Below are 15,804 nucleotides of genomic sequence, written 5' to 3' on the forward strand. Positions count from 1 at the left end.
GGGTTCACTCAGCACAACTCGAAGTCAGTGAAGTCTGGCAATCCCGCAGTTCCTCACCGCGTCCTTCCATCTCACCCGCACCCTCACCGCCATCCGTCTTTTAAACTTTCTTAGTCTTTTCATAACCTAATCTCTGGCCAACCTAATCTACGATCGCAACATAATCAGACATCATTGCTGTCGACCATTCATAGATTAGAGAAGACTTCCCCGTGACACCATCCAAACCCCCCCAACGCCCAGCCGACTGCGGCGACGAACCCATCTCGAACCCGTCCAAAAACCCACCCTTTAGCCGCATCCTCAACAGTCGCCTGAAGCGGCGTCATGTCCTCATCGGCGGACTCTCTGCGGCCGTTGCTGTCCTGTTCAGCCGACCCGTCCTCAAATCCTTACTCAGCGACCCCCCCGCCAAACTTGGCTTCAATCCCATTCCCGTCAGCGACGCCGATACCCTCATCGTCCCCGACGGCTACCGCGCCCAGCCGCTGATTCCCTGGGGAGAACCCATCAGCGGCACCTATCCCGTCTATGACCTCGACAATAGCGGTGAAGACCAGGGAATGCAAATCGGACAACACCACGACGGAATGCACTTCTTCCCCATCGAGGGTCAATCCCCCGATGCGGGCAGTTCCCAGGATGGATTGTTAGTCGTCAACCATGAATATATCGAACCTCGGTTTCTGCACTCAGCCGCCGTGGGACAGCCTCTCGGGGCTGGAGATGTTCCCGTCAACGCCGCTGGCCGCCGTGACCCCGACCAGGTTCTCAAAGAGATGAACGCTCATGGTATCAGTATTGTCCGCATCAGCGCTTCTGACAACGGAACCTGGAGCGTTGTCATGGACCCTCGTAATCGTCGCCTGACGGCTGTGACTCCCATGGAAGTGAGCGGTCCCGTACGCGGCGCAGACGTCCTAAAAACCCGTTACAGTCGCGACGGAACCCGAACCCGAGGCACATTAAACAACTGTTCTAATGGGGTAACTCCCTGGAATACCTATCTCTTTTGCGAGGAAAACTGGGCCGCCTATTTCCGTAACGGAGACCCAGATCCTGCCCGCCATCCCCGAGAACAAACCCGCTACGGGGTGCGAACCGAACGGTCTCGCTATAGCTGGGACCAGGCCACCTCAGACGATGACCTGTATCGTCGCTTCGATGTTTCCAGCCGGGGAGACGGCCCTGAAGAGGATTATCGTAATGAGGCCAATGGCTTTGGTTGGGTGGTGGAAGTCAATCCCTTTGACCCCAACGATGTCCCCAAAAAGCGTACGGCTTTGGGTCGTTTTGCCCATGAAGGGGTAATTTTTCAGCCGGCCATTCCCGGTCAGCCTGTCGTTTGCTATTCGGGGGATGATGCCCGGTTTGAGTACATCTATAAGTATGTTTCCACAGACCCCTATGACCCGGCCACGGCTGCGGGGGATTTACTCGATCGCGGTCGTCTTTATGTGGCTCGCTTTAATGAGGATGGAACGGGAGTCTGGCTACCTCTGGTGTTTGGTGAAGGGACTCTCACTCCCGAGAATGGCTTTGCGAGTCAAGCGGATGTGTTGGTGAACACTCGTACAGCGGCCGATGCAGTGGGGGCTACGCCGATGGACCGTCCAGAATGGGGCGCGGTCGATCCCAATAGCCGCGAGGTCTATTTTACCCTGACCAATAACACCGATCGCACCGAGGAGCAGGTGGACGCAGCCAATCCGCGATCGCGCAACACTTGGGGCCATATCATCCGTTGGCGTGAGTCGGGCAACAATCCCACGGCCACGGAGTTTGAGTGGGATCTATTTGTTCTGGCCGGTTCCCCTCGTAATAGCCGTCAACCCGATGGAACCCCGTTAACCGACAGCAACCTCTTTGCAGCCCCCGACGGACTTTGGTTTGACCGCGACAGTCGCCTTTGGATTCAGACCGACATCAGTGAAGGATTACTCAATCGGGGAGAATACGCCCAATTTGGCAATAATCAAATGGTGGTGGCGGACCCGGAAACGGGAGACATTCGCCGCTTTTTAACCGGTCCGATTGGCCAAGAAATTACCGGAGTCACCATGACCCCAGATCAACGAACTCTGTTTGTAAATGTCCAGCATCCTGGCTCAACCACGACGGCCGATGAGTTTGCAGCGGGCCGGCTGACCTCGGGGTGGCCCCATCTACCGGCTCATCGCTACCCCCGCTCAGCCACAGTCGTCATTACCAAACTCGATGGCGGGGTCATTGGAACCTAGAGAAGCGGCTAGTTTCCGGCAAAACGGGCCACTTCTTCCCCGTCCGGGTCTAAGACGGTTAGACGGATACCTGTATTGAGACTCACCAATTCCAAACCGTCAATCAAGCGGCGGACATGTTGGTTGAGTTGTTGTTGGGCCGCCTCGTTATTTTGGCGGTTGGCTTGGCGGTCCAGTTCCTGAACGCGGGAGACATACTCGGGTAGCAGTTTAACCTGGAGGCGATCGCGACGGACTTCATACTCGCAAATCTGAGGTGCGCCATTGCATAGCCGCTGTAAGTCTGCCTGGGCGCGGTTCATGGCTTCCGAGATCTGTTGTTGGGCGATCGCCTGCACCAGCGCATTGGTATAGCCTTGGATTAAGGGACGACGTTGATCACTATAGGCTGTATTCTCTGGGATTTGCTGCATATAGGCGATCGCTTGTTGCCACTTGGCGATGGCCGTATCCCATTGTTGTGCATCCTGAGCCACTCGTGCCTCATCAGCTAACCGTAACCCTTGCTGATGTAAGGTCTGAGCCGCCTGTTCCTGACGATGCCGTTGTTCAGAACTCATCAGTTGGGGGCCATAACTCTGGAACAACTGCCGCGCATCTCGTTGGGCCGTGGTCTGAGGTGGAACGCGCATCAAGGCCCCAACCGCATTACGCCAACTGGCATAGGTCTCTTGCCAAGTTTCGAGATCTCGGGCCTGACCTTCCTGAGTTCGAGCGACTTCCGCCGCAAGCTGAGCCGCTTCGACCTGTTCTTGGCCCCGTCGCTCTAGGATGGCCCGTTGCTGAACCGCCGCCAAATTGTCTCGGTACTCGCTTAACTTAGCTCGGGCCAGGGGATAAGCTGGGTTTTCTGGATCAATCGTCTCCAACTCCGCAATGGCATCAAGCCAGAGGCGTTCCATCTCTTGCCATTCCTCAATACTATGGGGCGGATTTTGGCTCAGTAACGCCGCTTGGTAGGCCAATCCTAGCGGCGATCGCGCCGCCTGTAACTGTTGCGATCGCCCCTCTAGGCGATCGAGCAGGCGACGGCTACGGCGATGATGACGAGACCAGGGGGGGATCCCATCTAACTGACGTCTCGCCGCTTCTAGCTGCTGCTGAGCCTCGCTTAAGGCATCCGTTGAGGGAGATTCCGTTAACTCCTGTAAGGTTTCACCGCTCATCTCCTCAACCCGTTGCAACCGTTCACATGACCCCAAGACACAGGGCCGAGTTAACGCCCAACTGGCCCCGAGGAGAGCCAGCACTCCCGCACTCAGCGTCACTAAGGCCAACGTCAACGACGGGCGATCGAACCCAGACTCTGAGTGCGGGGTTGCCCCCATTCGGGTCATTCCCGTTGGCCGAGGAGGCACGGGACCTCGACGAGAAGGAATGCTTCGTTGAGGCGTTGAAGGAGCAGCAGAGCTTGGCATCGTTCTCACTTGACCATGAACAGTTGACAGTTGAGCCGGCGTGACCTCATCAGGGTTAACCCATTGACTGGGTCGATTTCCACCCTTGATTGGGCGCCGAATTGCGATCATTGTATTACATCAGTTTTTTGTTTGAGGCAAGACATAAGCCGGACAACCTTTATAGCATAAGCGTTTGAGCGAGTTCATCCTGCTAAAGAATGACAAAAAATAAATAACCTTACCAGATCCTGAAAACCTATGCTAAAGTGTGCCTAGACATCCGTTCGACGGCGGCGTTGTATCGCCGTGACAACCTGGTGGAGACATCAATTGTCGCGACCGGCATCAGCCCATGTTTGTGAACCCTTGTCTTTTCCCTTTCTCGGTTCCTGGAGTTGCTCCATGTCAATTTATATCGGTAATTTGTCTTACGACGCGGTTCAAGAAGATCTCGAAGAGGTCTTTCGTGAGTATGGCACAGTCAAACGAACTCAAATCCCTGTTGATCGTGAAACAGGTCGTTCTCGTGGTTTTGGGTTTGTCGAAATGTCTTCGGATGAAGAAGAAGATCGAGCGATCGAAGCTCTAAACGGTGCAGAATGGATGGGTCGCCAACTGCGAGTTAACAAAGCCAAGCCTCGTGAAAACAATCGTTCACGTCAAGGATATTCCGGCCGAGGTGGGGGCGGCGGTCGTTACTAAACGGTTTTTCGTTAACCGTTGATCGGTGATTTTTACCTATTATTGCCTATTAACTGTTAACAATAACCCCTTTAAGAAAATCTCGAATAATTAACAGATAGCGATTAAAGTTTTGCTACTCGGTATGGCGTGGACATTGTGTCTGCGCTATTTTTAATTGGAGAAGGCGGGAGAAGGGAACAGGGGAAGAAGAGGCAAGAGGCATAACCCACCCCTAACCCCTCCCAGGAGGGGATGGCAAGAGGCAAGAGAAGGGACTACCGGAACTGCTTAAACGCACTGGTTCACGAATAACAATTAACCCTAATTAACAGCAACTGACTATGTTTCACCCTGACATGATTGACGAAGTCAAACAACGGATGGACATTTATGATGTCGTCTCCGAACAAGTCGTCTTAAAAAAACAGGGGAAAGACTTTGCCGGACTTTGTCCCTTCCATGAAGAGAAAACCCCGAGTTTTACCGTTAGCCCCAGTAAACAGATGTTTTACTGCTTTGGCTGTGGCAAAGGGGGCAACGCCATTACCTTTCTCATGGAAATTGGACAAGCCTCCTTTAGTGACGTGGTTCTCGATCTCGCCCAACGTTATAACGTTCCCATTCGTACTCTCGATCGCGACAAACAAGACGACGTTCAACGAACCCTATCCCGGCGAGATCAACTCTACGAAATTCTCGCCCTGGCCGCCCGTTTCTTCCAACACGCCCTTCACCAACCCCAGGGCGAAACCGCCCTCAACTACTTAAAACAAACACGGGGATTTAGTGACGAAACCCTGCAATCCTTTCAACTGGGATACGCCCCCGACAGTTGGGAAACCCTCTATGGCTATCTCGTCAGCCAAAAAGACTATCCCGTTGAACTCGTCGAAGCCGCCGGTTTAATCATCCCCCGTCAAAAAGGGAGTGGCCATTACGATCGCTTCCGTAATCGGGTCATGATTCCCATCAACGATAGTCGGGGCCGTGTCATTGGCTTCGGAGGGCGTAGTCTCGGGGACGAACAGCCCAAATATCTCAACTCCCCGGAAACCGAACTGTTTGACAAAGGCCACACCCTCTTCGCCCTCGACAAAGCCCGTCAAACCATCGCTAAAGTCGATCGCGCCGTCGTCGTCGAAGGCTATTTCGACGCCATCGCCCTCCATCATGCGGGAATCAGCGAAGCCGTCGCGTCCCTCGGAACCGCCCTCAGTGAAGCCCAAGTCAAACAACTACTCCGCTATAGCGAATCCAAACAGATTCTCTTTAACTTCGACGCCGATGCAGCCGGAACCCGGGCCGCCGAACGGGCCATCGGCGAAGTGGCCAATCTCGCCTATCGGGGAATGGTACAACTGCGGATTTTGCAAGTTCCAGGGGGGAAAGATGCCGATGAATTTCTCAAAGCGTCATCCGCTGCTGACTATATCAACCTCATCGAACAGGCCCCCCTTTGGATTGATTGGCAAATTGAACAAATTATCGGCGATCGCGACCTCGCCCAAGCCGACATCTACCAGCAAGTCGTCCGCCAACTCGTCACCTTGCTAACACAACTGCAAAACTCCACCACTCGCAGTCACTATATCCACCATTGCGCCCAAAAACTCTGTCAGGGAGACTCCCGGCGGGTTCCTCTGTTAGAAGAAAACCTCATCGCCCGCTTACGGCGTACCAAGGCGCGAGAAAAACGTCGTCAAGCCCCCAAGGTTCCGCCTCACTCGGATTCCTCCACCCCCTCAAATGCCGTCAATACGGATGCCGTCAATACGGATGCTATTCATACTGACACCGAGAGGGAAGCCGAGGTGATTGATGATGAGGATGACGACGCCGACTTACAACTTCCCATCGATAGCGATCGCGCCCTTCTCGAACGGGCCGAAGCCCTGCTACTACAAGCCTACGTCCATTATCCCGACGAGCGATCGCACATCATCGCCGCCATCGGTGAACTCGAAGCCCGAGACATCTATTTCAGCCTCTCTCACCATCGCTGGTTATGGCAAAGTTTAGAGGCGATCGCCCCTGGCCCCCACGACGATGCTGCGGTATTATTCCAAAAGCTACAACAGGCCTATCCCGACGATTTGGCTATGTTGCAACAAGTCAATGGTCTCTTTCAGCCCAGCGAACTAGCAGAATTGGAAATGCAACGAACCGCCCTGGCTATCCGATCCGCGACAGCGGCGATCGAGCGCACCATCTGTCATAAACGCTATCGTCGTATCCTGGACTTATGGCAAAACACCGACTCCCAGGAGAATCCCCAACAAGCCCGTCACTACCAAGACCAACTCTATGCCGAAAAGCAGCACATGGACAATCTCGATCGCACCCGCCAAACCAACCTCACCGAACTGGTAAGTCTAAGCTGGAATCCCCCCCTACTTGACGGCCAATAAAGAACGCAGAGGCAAAAAATTTTTCTTCCCCTGTTCCCCGTTCCCTATTCCCTGTTCCCTGTTCCCTATTCCCTATTCCCTGTTCCCTATTCCCTATTCCCTATTCCCTGTTCCCTGTTCCCCACCATGGCCAACATCCTCGAAACCCCCGAAGAACAAATTGCCGTCATTGAAGCCAACGCCGTTCAGATTGCCGAGGTAGCCGATCGCGGGCACCAAGACAGCGGCGAAAAAGGAACCGTCGTTCTCCTGCGTCAACTCGACGACAACAGCCCCACCTTAGAAGATTGGCAATTCAAATATCGTCCCATGAGTCGCCTCGACGATATGCTGTCGGATTGGAAACAAACCAAACTGCAAGACATGATTATTCGCTATAACCCGGACATTTCAGTGGTTTGTACCTTCCTCTATCCCAACGGGGCCTATAGTAGTTATCATTTCGGCAAGCCCGAATCGTAGCCATAGAGATCCCATGTTTCAGGCCACTCGCCGGCGACTGGTATTGTGGTACACCAGCATCACCGCCCTCTTGTTGTTGCTATTTGCCACCACCGTCTACTTATATGTGCGTAGTACCCTGATCGATCGCGTCGACGATACCCTGAAACATTCCCTAGAAGTGGTCGAGCGATCGCTGGCCATCGAAGAACAGCCCCAGGCCAACGGCCTTCCCAAACTGCGTCTCAACCTTGAAGCCAGTTTTGGCGACAAGGCCGATAGCCTCGAAGAAGATCGCATCGATATCGAATGGTTTAGCCCCACCGGGGAACTGCTGTGGTCCACCCTAAGCGAACCCCTCAACGTTCCCATTACCGCCACGCGCGCCCCGCAAACGGTGTATTTACAGGAGGGAGACTCCCCCGAGAGTCAGCCCATTTTGCGACAAATCGCCGAACGCATCAGCCGCGATCGCCAAATCATCGGTTATTTACGAGTCAGCCATCCCTGGTTTGAAATTGCCCGCCCCAGTCGCGATTTAGCCATCGATCTCAGCTTTGGCATTATCGTCATGATTGCCTCAGTCGCCGCCACAGGCTGGTGGCTGTCAGGATTAGCCATGAAGCCTGTGGGAGAGTCGTATCAATATCTCAAACAGTTTACCGCCGATGCCTCCCACGAGTTACGCAGCCCCATCGCCAGTATTCAAACCCAAGTACAAGTGGCCCTAGCCGATCCTGAGATCGCCGCCGGTTCCGGGAAGCCAACCTTGGATAATATCGAACGCCTCACCCGACGATTGGGCCGTTTGGTAGATGATTTATTGTTTCTCACCCGTCAAGATAGTGGCATGGTGGCTTGGCAACCGCAACCGCTGTCTGTCGATGCCTTGTTGTTAGATGTGGTTGAAGAACAAACGGCGATCGCCACCTCGAAAGGGATTCAGCTTCACTTCCAGATTTTGGACATTGAAGCCGAGACGTCGTTATCCGATGACGATCCCTTTGCCGTTTTGGGGGATTGGGATCAACTGTTTCGCCTGTTCCTCAATGTGTTGGGAAATGCCTTGCGATATACCCCTGAGGGGGGCCAGGTTCAGGTCACCCTAGACTATTGTCCCCCCAGTCGTCCGCCAGCCTCGGCGAAAGCCTCAGGAACCGTTGTCGTCACCATTAGCGATACGGGAATTGGTATCCCCCCGGATGCCTTACCCCATGTGTTTGAGCGCTTCTACCGGGTTGATCCCGCTCGTCGCCAAGACTTAGGGCATCTCTCGGGATCTGGCTTGGGTTTGGCGATCGCCCAAACCATTGTCCAACGTCATGGCGGCCATCTCGCCCTAGACAGTTGCCTCGATCAAGGGACAGACGTGGAAATCGTCTTGCCGGCTTATCTACCCGGTTAGCATCTCAACCGGCAAAATACCGCCATTTCCCCCAATTCGCCCAGTCTCTTCTGGTTCTCAAGATTAGAGTTTCTCAATCTATCTCTATCTCAAGATAGGGGAAGTTGCCAACATTTTTTGTTAAAGACACCCCTCGGCGATCGCCAGATTTTTCGGTTTGTAGCCAATCTGACCAAAATCTCGATGACAATTCTGTAAGAAATGTTAATATTATTTTAATAATCAAAGTTCAGCCCGCCAAAATAGCTTAAGCCATAGGGCCATAGGATAGATGAGCCAAACTCAGCCCCCATCTCTAACCCGTCGCTTCTGATCGCCATCTCTTGAATGGTTTTTCTGCCAAATCAAGCAACAGCAAGCATTTGACGATCGCAGGGGAAGGAAGCCGTAACGAAAAACCTGTGTAAATCTACGCACAATAGGAGGAATATGGGAGTAATCGTACATCCTCAGACCGAATGATCTCAGTAAACCTATCATGTTCAGGAAAAAACGACTTTGACTCAATCTCAAGCCCTAATGTTTTGAAAGAATGGGGTCAATTGGAGGCCAACAACTGATTCGATCCCGAACCCAGTTAATCCGCCCATGATAGGACAAAAATGCCAACCTCCCCGCCCGTGTCTTTCCTCCCATTCCGGCCACCTCTAAGCTGTATTTTCCCCTATGACTTACTTTTTAACCTCCTCTCTCGAAGGTTCACCGTCATCTTCTCCTAGCCATCCTCATAGCAGTTCTGTGATCATGGACTCCCTCTTCAGTCGCATGAGTGAAGCGAGTTGGTTGGTGGATTGGCCCAGCGGTAAATTTTTGTCCCTGAACCCAGCCGCTGAAACCCTCTACGGGCGATCGCAAGCCAGCCCAGTCCTCACTCAACCCCGCTGGCAGGATACCATCGCCCCAGAACACCGAGAATTTGTCTGCCAACGGATTCACCACTACCTGCGCCAGCATCAAACCAATCCCAACCAAGCCGATCTCAGCCTCGACTACGCCCTAATTCGCCCCGATGGCCGGCTTCGTTGGGTTCGTAGCCGTATTTGGCAATATCCCGGAACCTCAGGAACCCAACTGCAAGGGCTAACCCTGGATTTAACCAGCCAACGGGAACTCTACGACCAAAAACTGCAATTCGAGAAACTGGCCACCAACATCCCCGGTGTCATCTATCAATATGTCTTGCGCCCCGATGGATCGTCGTATTTTTCCTATATGAGTCCCCGCTGTCAAGATCTCTATGAATTAGAAGCCAGCGCCTTGGCCGGAGAACCCGATTTAGCGTGGAGTTTGATTCACCCCGACGATATCGATCACTTTAATGCCAGTGTCGCAGAATCAGCAAAAACCCTAACCACCTGGACACACCAATGGCGTAACTATAGCCGTTCCGGGATTCTCAAGTGGTTTTCCGGCACCGCCCAACCCGAACAGCGGGCCAATGGGGATATTGTCTGGGATGGCATGATGATCGACATCAGCCAACAGAAACAGGCCGAAGTCGATCGCGATCGCTTCTTTGACTGTGCCTTAGACTTATTCGGCATTGTCAGCTTTGACGGCTACTTTAGACGTCTGAATCCCGCCTGGGAGAAAACCCTAGGCTTTTCCATCGAGGAGTTGAAAGCGCAACCGTTTTCAACCTTTATCCATCCCGATGATCTCGAACGCACCCAAGCCGAAGTTGAGAAAATCAGCAACGGCGACAACACCCTTTGGTTTGAAAACCGCTATCAAACTCGCGACGGTGACTATCGCTGGCTGGCTTGGCGAACCGTCAGTTTCCCCGAAGAAGGGTTAATGTACGCCAGCGCCCGCGATATTACCGAAGAGAAACGCATCGAAGCCGAACGAGAACGGCTGATTACCATTCTCGAAGCCTCACCGGATTTTATTAGTAGTGCCGATCTCACCGGGAATGTCACCTATATCAATCAGGGGGGACGAGATATTGTTGGCCTAGATGCTGACGAACCCGCCAGTCACTATCATGTCGGCGACTTCATCCCCGAGACGATGATGGACTTTTTTGAAACCCAAGCCATCCCTAAAGCCTTGCAAGATGGGATTTGGAAAGGAACCGCTAAACTCAAACGCGCGGATGGAAGCTACTTTCCCGTCTCTCAAATTATCCTTCATCATCCGGGCACGGAAAACCATGACGGCTATCTCTCCACCATTGCCCGAGATATCACAGAGAGTCAGGCCATTCAAGAATGTTTACGCCAACAAGAAGAGTTTTTACGCAGTATTTATGATAGTCAGGGGAACTTGGTGTTTGTCCTGGATTTAGCTGAAGATGGGGAATGGCGCTATTCTGATTGGAATGCCAGTACCGAAAAAGTGTCCGGAATTCGCCGCGAGGAAATTCGTGGTAAAACCCCCCTAGAAGTGTTTGGCCCGAAAATTGGCCAAGATTTCCTCAATAGCTATCTGTGCTGTCTCACCACGGGAGAGATAACCACCGTGCAGCAAACCTTCCCCGACGGCGATCGCACCCTCTATTTTCAGGCCCATCTGACTCCCTTATTTGATGCCCAAGGACAGATTTATCGCATCGTTGGTAATGCAACCGATATCACTGAACGTAAAGAAGTTGAACTCGCCCTAAAAGCTTCCAAAACTCGTTATCGTTCTTTAGCACAACAAGAGAAGCTTGTCAATAACATTTCTCAGCAAATTCGTAAATCCCTGGATCTCAGAACCTTACTCGATAGCACCGTTCAGGCTATTTACGAAATTTTAGACATCGATCGCTGCTACGTACTGCTTTACAATGAAGACTCTAAACTCCCTGATTTAGAATTAGCCACAGAAGCCAAACGAGAGGATCTCCCCAGTCGTTTAAACGACTATCATTCGAGCTTCTTTGAACTCTTGAATTACCTGCTTCAGCAACGCCATTCGATTCGAGTCGATCAGGCCAGCGATATCGAAGATGGCCGATTGCGGCAAAAAGTGAATCAACTCGGGTATCAATCCCTGCTGCTATTTCCCATCAACAGTGGTGACGGGAACATCGGCACCCTAGCCTGTAGCCGCGAAATCGCCGCCAAACCCTGGAGCGATCGCGATATCGAACTGCTGCAAGCCGTCGGCGATCGCCTAGCCATCGCCATTCAACAAGCCGTACTCTACCAAAAATCGCGACAATCCGAACAACGGGCGATCGCCAAAACCGCCGAACTCGAACATACCCTAAAACAACTGCAACAAACCCAAACTCAACTGATTCAAGCCGAAAAAATGTCCGGTTTAGGGCAATTGGTGGCGGGAGTTGCCCATGAAATCAATAATCCTGTGAGTTTCATCTTTGGGAATCTCGTTCATGCCAAAGAATACAGTCAAGACTTACTCGAACTCATTGGCTTATATCAACAGCATTGCCTCGAACCCCATCCCGAAATCGAGAGTTTCATCGAAGAGATTGATCTCGACTATCTTACCGAGGATATGCCCGATCTATTTAGTTCCATCGAAACTGGGGCCTTACGGATTCAGAAAATCGTGCGATCGCTGCGAACCTTCTCCCGTCTCGATGAAGCCGAATTAAAAACCATTAACCTCAACGAGAGTCTCGACAGTACCCTGATGATTCTCGCCAGTCGTCTGCGGGGTAATGAGACTCGCCCTGACATCGAGTTAGTCTGTGACTATGGTGAACTCCCCGAGGTGAATTGTTACGCCGGCGCCTTAAATCAGGTATTCATGAACCTGATTAACAACGCCGTCGATGCAATCAATGATTCGGGGCAAACCCAGGGAGTGTTAACCCTAGAAACCGCTGTTCGTGATAGCAGTATTGTCATTAAAATTCGTGATAACGGCAGTGGGATTCCCGAAGCGGTCCGCGATCGCATTTTCGATCCCTTCTACACCACCAAGCCAGTCGGGAAAGGAACGGGCCTGGGTTTATCGATCAGCTATCAAATTATCGTCGAACGCCATCAAGGAACCCTCACCTGTGACTCAACGCCAGGAGAAGGAAGCACGTTTGCGATCGAACTTCCCCTAAAAAACGATTCAGGAAAACAGCGAATTAGTCCCTAGTGGATAGAATTCTCCCCCGTTCCCTGTTCCCCGTTCCCTTCTTTTGCCTCTTGCCTCTTGCCTCTTGCCTTCCCCTAATACAACTCAAACTCCAACAAACGACAATCTAAACCCCCGCTGGATAAAGGAATCCGACGAGCGGGCCGTAATCCTACTTCTTTTGCAAGTTCTCGATTTCCAGTAAAGACATACGCCGTCCACCCTTTGAAGCGTTGCTTAAAAATATCGCCAAGGAGACGATAGAAACTCCGTAGTTCTTGAACATCTCCGAGGCGTTCCCCGTAGGGAGGATTACAAATCAATAAACCGCGATCGCTCGGGGCTTCAATCTCCCGGATATCCTGGCCGCGAAACTCAATGAGATCCTGAACCCCAGCAGCAGCGGCATTCTGGCGGGCCTGTTCTAAAACCTCATCATCCACATCACTGCCACCAATATAGGCCGGACAGGTATCTCGACGGGCGGACTGGGCTTCATCTTTTAAAGATTGCCAGAGTTCAGCATCGAAGTCAGGCCAACACTCAAAGCCGAAGCGTTCCCGAAATAGCCCCGGCGCGATATTGGCCGCCTGTAACGCCGCTTCGAGGGCTAGGGTTCCTGAACCGCAAAGAGGATCGAGAAAGGGGAGTTCTGGGGAATAGCGGGCTAACTTGAGGATAGCGGCGGCCAGCGTTTCCTTGAGGGGGGCGGTTCCTACGGCGGCGCGGTAGCCGCGACGATGGAGACTGCTGCCGGAACTGTCTAAACTGAGGGTGGCGCGATCGCGGTGGATGTGGAGATTCAGCCGTAAATCGGGATCATCGAGATCGACATTAGAACGAGCGCCAAACTGTTGTCGCTGTTGATCCACGATGGCATTTTTGACTTGCAGGGCGCTGAAATGGCTATGATTGAGGGCGCGATTCTTGCCGGTACAGTCGACCGCTAGGGTGTCTTCGGGAGTAAGATACCTTTCCCAGGGGAGCGATCGCACTTCCTGATAGAGCTCCTTCGCCGACGTACAAGAGAACTCAGTCAGGGGCATTAACACGCGAAACAGCGTCCGTCCCCAGAGGTTGGCTCGATAGAGGAGGGCGCGATCGCCTGCAAAGGCGACACCTGAAAAGCTCGCCTGTACTGATTTAGCTCCCAACTGAGTCAGTTCCTCAGCGGCGATCGCCTCTAACCCTGGTGCTACCGTTGCAAAATACCGTTCCACGTCTATTTTCCCAAGAACTTTCCCAAGACCCAAAACCCAGCTTACGTTAACATAGTTGGGTTTGCATCGCGGAATACAAAATCTCTATGACCCGAGCTATCCTAGAAACCGATAAAGGCATCATCAACATCGACTTTTTCGATGAGGATGCCCCCAACACGGTTAAAAACTTCGTCGAACTCTCCGAAAAAGGGTTTTACGACGGACTCAACTTCCACCGTGTCATCCCCAACTTCATGATTCAGGGGGGATGCCCCAACGGAACCGGAACCGGCGGCCCCGGCTACACCATCAAGTGCGAGATTAACAAAAACAAGCACGTTGCCGGAACCCTGTCCATGGCCCATGCCGGCCGTGACACCGGCGGTAGTCAGTTCTTCATCTGCCACGAGCCGCAACCCCACCTCGACGGAGTTCATACCGTCTTCGGCCAAACCCAAGACATGGACATTGTCAACGCCATCCGTCAGGGCGACAAAATCAAGTCCGTGAAAATCGAAAAATAAGCACAGCCAACAGAGTTTATGACCGCAACACCCGTACAAATCAAGCATGAAATCAAAGATCCGTCTCTTGCCACCCTCGGCAAGCAACGGATTGACTGGGCTGGGCGAGAAATGCCCGTTTTGGCTCAAATTCGCGATCGCTTCGAGGCTGAAAAACCCCTAGCGGGCATTAAACTCGTTGCCTGCTGCCACGTGACGACGGAAACGGCTCATTTGGCGATCGCCCTCAAAGCTGGTGGTGCTGATGCCCTCCTCATCGCCAGCAACCCCCTCTCGACGCAAGATGACGTAGCCGCGAGTCTCGTAGTCGATCATGGGATTCCCGTCTATGCCATCAAAGGCGAAGACGCCGAAACCTACGAGCGTCACGTCCAAATCGCCCTCGATCATCATCCCAACATCATTATCGATGATGGCTCCGATGTGGTGGCCACAATGGTCAAAGAGCGTCAGGAGCAGCTCTCGGAACTCATCGGCACCAACGAAGAAACCACCACCGGTATTGTCCGCCTACGGGCGATGTTCAACGATGGGGTGTTAACCTTCCCCGCGATGAATGTCAATGATGCGGATACGAAGCATTTCTTCGACAACCGCTATGGAACCGGCCAATCAACCCTCGATGGGGTGATTCGAGCCACCAATATGCTGCTGGCGGGTAAAACCCTGGTGGTGGCTGGTTATGGCTGGTGTGGTAAAGGCGTCGCCCTGCGAGGACGCGGTATGGGGGCCAACGTCATTGTTACGGAAATCGACCCCGTTCGCGCCATTGAAGCTGTGATGGATGGCTTCCGGGTGATGCCGATGGCGCAAGCGGCTCCCCTGGGTAATTTGTTTATCACGGTGACGGGTAACAAGCACGTTATTCGTCGGGAGCATTTTGAGGTGATGCGCGATGGGGCGATTGTCGCCAACTCCGGTCACTTTGATATCGAGATTGACCTGAAATCCCTCAAAGCGATGTCCAGTGACGTGAAAGCCGTCCGCCCGTCTACCGAGGAATATCGCCTCAAAAGCGGTAAGTCTGTGGTGGTCTTAGGTGAGGGTCGTTTGGTCAATTTGGCAGCGGCTGAAGGGCATCCTAGCGCCGTTATGGACATGAGTTTTGCCAACCAGGCCCTAGCTTGTGAGTATCTGGTGAAAAACAAGGGTAAACTTGAACCGGGTCTCCATTCGATTCCTGAAGAGATCGACCGGGAAATTGCCCGTCTCAAACTTGTGGCGATGGGAATTGACCTTGATCGTCTCACTCCTGAGCAACATGAGTACATCAACTCTTGGCAGTCGGGAACCTAGATCGGGTCGATCGCCCTCCCCTCCTCGGAGGGGTTAAGATCATCTCGGCTGGTGAGGCAACGGTAAGACGGGGGCGAAAAGTCTTTCGCCCCTACAGAAACACCCTTGCCTCTTGCTTTCCCCTCTTGGGAGGGGTTAGGGGTGGGTTATGCCTCTTGCCTTCTCTTCCCCTGTTCCC

General features: G+C 52.8%; 10 protein-coding genes. 8 read left to right on the forward strand and 2 right to left on the reverse strand.

What is annotated here, in order from left to right; translation table 11 throughout:
• Positions 1 to 212 precede the first annotated feature (212 nt).
• Positions 213 to 2,240, forward strand: a complete 2,028-nt coding sequence (locus tag R6U67_RS07965; protein WP_410252051.1) for a PhoX family protein — start codon at positions 213 to 215, stop codon at positions 2,238 to 2,240.
• An 8-nt stretch (positions 2,241 to 2,248) separates the two neighbouring features.
• Here the strand turns inward: R6U67_RS07965 and R6U67_RS07970 are convergent, their stop codons facing one another.
• Positions 2,249 to 3,568 (reverse strand): hypothetical protein, encoded by a 1,320-nt coding sequence (locus tag R6U67_RS07970; RefSeq protein ID WP_410252052.1) that lies wholly within the window; start codon positions 3,566 to 3,568, stop codon positions 2,249 to 2,251.
• A 474-nt stretch (positions 3,569 to 4,042) separates the two neighbouring features.
• Here R6U67_RS07970 and R6U67_RS07975 point away from each other — a divergent pair, with 474 nt between their 5' ends.
• The 5 genes from R6U67_RS07975 (at position 4,043) to R6U67_RS07995 (ending at position 12,625) form a co-directional block, all read left to right on the forward strand.
• A complete protein-coding gene (locus R6U67_RS07975; protein WP_087709288.1) occupies positions 4,043 to 4,342 on the forward strand; it encodes an RNA recognition motif domain-containing protein in 300 nt (99 codons plus the stop codon).
• A gap of 323 nt (positions 4,343 to 4,665) precedes the next feature.
• A complete protein-coding gene (gene dnaG, locus R6U67_RS07980; protein WP_410252053.1) occupies positions 4,666 to 6,732 on the forward strand; it encodes a DNA primase in 2,067 nt (688 codons plus the stop codon).
• A 126-nt stretch (positions 6,733 to 6,858) separates the two neighbouring features.
• The gene (locus R6U67_RS07985; protein WP_410252054.1) at positions 6,859 to 7,194 is read left to right on the forward strand and encodes a hypothetical protein; all 336 of its coding nucleotides are present in this window, start codon (positions 6,859 to 6,861) and stop codon (positions 7,192 to 7,194) included.
• A gap of 13 nt (positions 7,195 to 7,207) precedes the next feature.
• Positions 7,208 to 8,578, forward strand: a complete 1,371-nt coding sequence (locus tag R6U67_RS07990; RefSeq protein WP_410252055.1) for a sensor histidine kinase — start codon at positions 7,208 to 7,210, stop codon at positions 8,576 to 8,578.
• Between the two features lie 666 nt (positions 8,579 to 9,244).
• Entirely contained in the window at positions 9,245 to 12,625 is a 3,381-nt protein-coding gene (locus tag R6U67_RS07995; RefSeq protein ID WP_410252056.1) for a PAS domain S-box protein, read from the forward strand.
• 74 nt (positions 12,626 to 12,699) lie between these two features.
• Here the strand turns inward: R6U67_RS07995 and R6U67_RS08000 are convergent, their stop codons facing one another.
• On the reverse strand, positions 12,700 to 13,824 hold the full coding sequence (locus R6U67_RS08000; protein ID WP_410252057.1) for a class I SAM-dependent RNA methyltransferase: 1,125 nt from the start codon (positions 13,822 to 13,824) through the stop codon (positions 12,700 to 12,702).
• A gap of 86 nt (positions 13,825 to 13,910) precedes the next feature.
• Between R6U67_RS08000 and R6U67_RS08005 the strand changes: the two genes are divergently transcribed.
• Both R6U67_RS08005 and ahcY read left to right on the forward strand, forming a co-directional pair.
• Positions 13,911 to 14,330 carry a peptidylprolyl isomerase gene (locus tag R6U67_RS08005; RefSeq protein WP_068789615.1) on the forward strand — a complete coding sequence of 140 codons (420 nt, stop codon included), beginning with the start codon at positions 13,911 to 13,913 and terminating at the stop codon, positions 14,328 to 14,330.
• Between the two features lie 18 nt (positions 14,331 to 14,348).
• Positions 14,349 to 15,626 carry an adenosylhomocysteinase gene (gene ahcY / locus R6U67_RS08010; RefSeq protein ID WP_410252058.1) on the forward strand — a complete coding sequence of 426 codons (1,278 nt, stop codon included), beginning with the start codon at positions 14,349 to 14,351 and terminating at the stop codon, positions 15,624 to 15,626.
• Positions 15,627 to 15,804 lie beyond the last annotated feature (178 nt).

The sequence above is a fragment of the Sodalinema sp. genome (assembly GCF_046483825.1).
Lineage (GTDB): Bacteria > Cyanobacteriota > Cyanobacteriia > Cyanobacteriales > Geitlerinemataceae > Sodalinema.

Coding starts and splice junctions, on each gene's coding strand:
- ahcY (WP_410252058.1), top strand. CDS start 14,349: ATGACCGCAACACCCGTACAAATCAAGCATGAAATCAAAGATCCGTCT.
- dnaG (WP_410252053.1), top strand. CDS start 4,666: ATGTTTCACCCTGACATGATTGACGAAGTCAAACAACGGATGGACATT.
- R6U67_RS07970 (WP_410252052.1), bottom strand. CDS start 3,568: ATGGGGGCAACCCCGCACTCAGAGTCTGGGTTCGATCGCCCGTCGTTG.
- R6U67_RS08005 (WP_068789615.1), top strand. CDS start 13,911: ATGACCCGAGCTATCCTAGAAACCGATAAAGGCATCATCAACATCGAC.
- R6U67_RS07985 (WP_410252054.1), top strand. CDS start 6,859: ATGGCCAACATCCTCGAAACCCCCGAAGAACAAATTGCCGTCATTGAA.
- R6U67_RS07990 (WP_410252055.1), top strand. CDS start 7,208: ATGTTTCAGGCCACTCGCCGGCGACTGGTATTGTGGTACACCAGCATC.
- R6U67_RS07995 (WP_410252056.1), top strand. CDS start 9,245: ATGACTTACTTTTTAACCTCCTCTCTCGAAGGTTCACCGTCATCTTCT.
- R6U67_RS07975 (WP_087709288.1), top strand. CDS start 4,043: ATGTCAATTTATATCGGTAATTTGTCTTACGACGCGGTTCAAGAAGAT.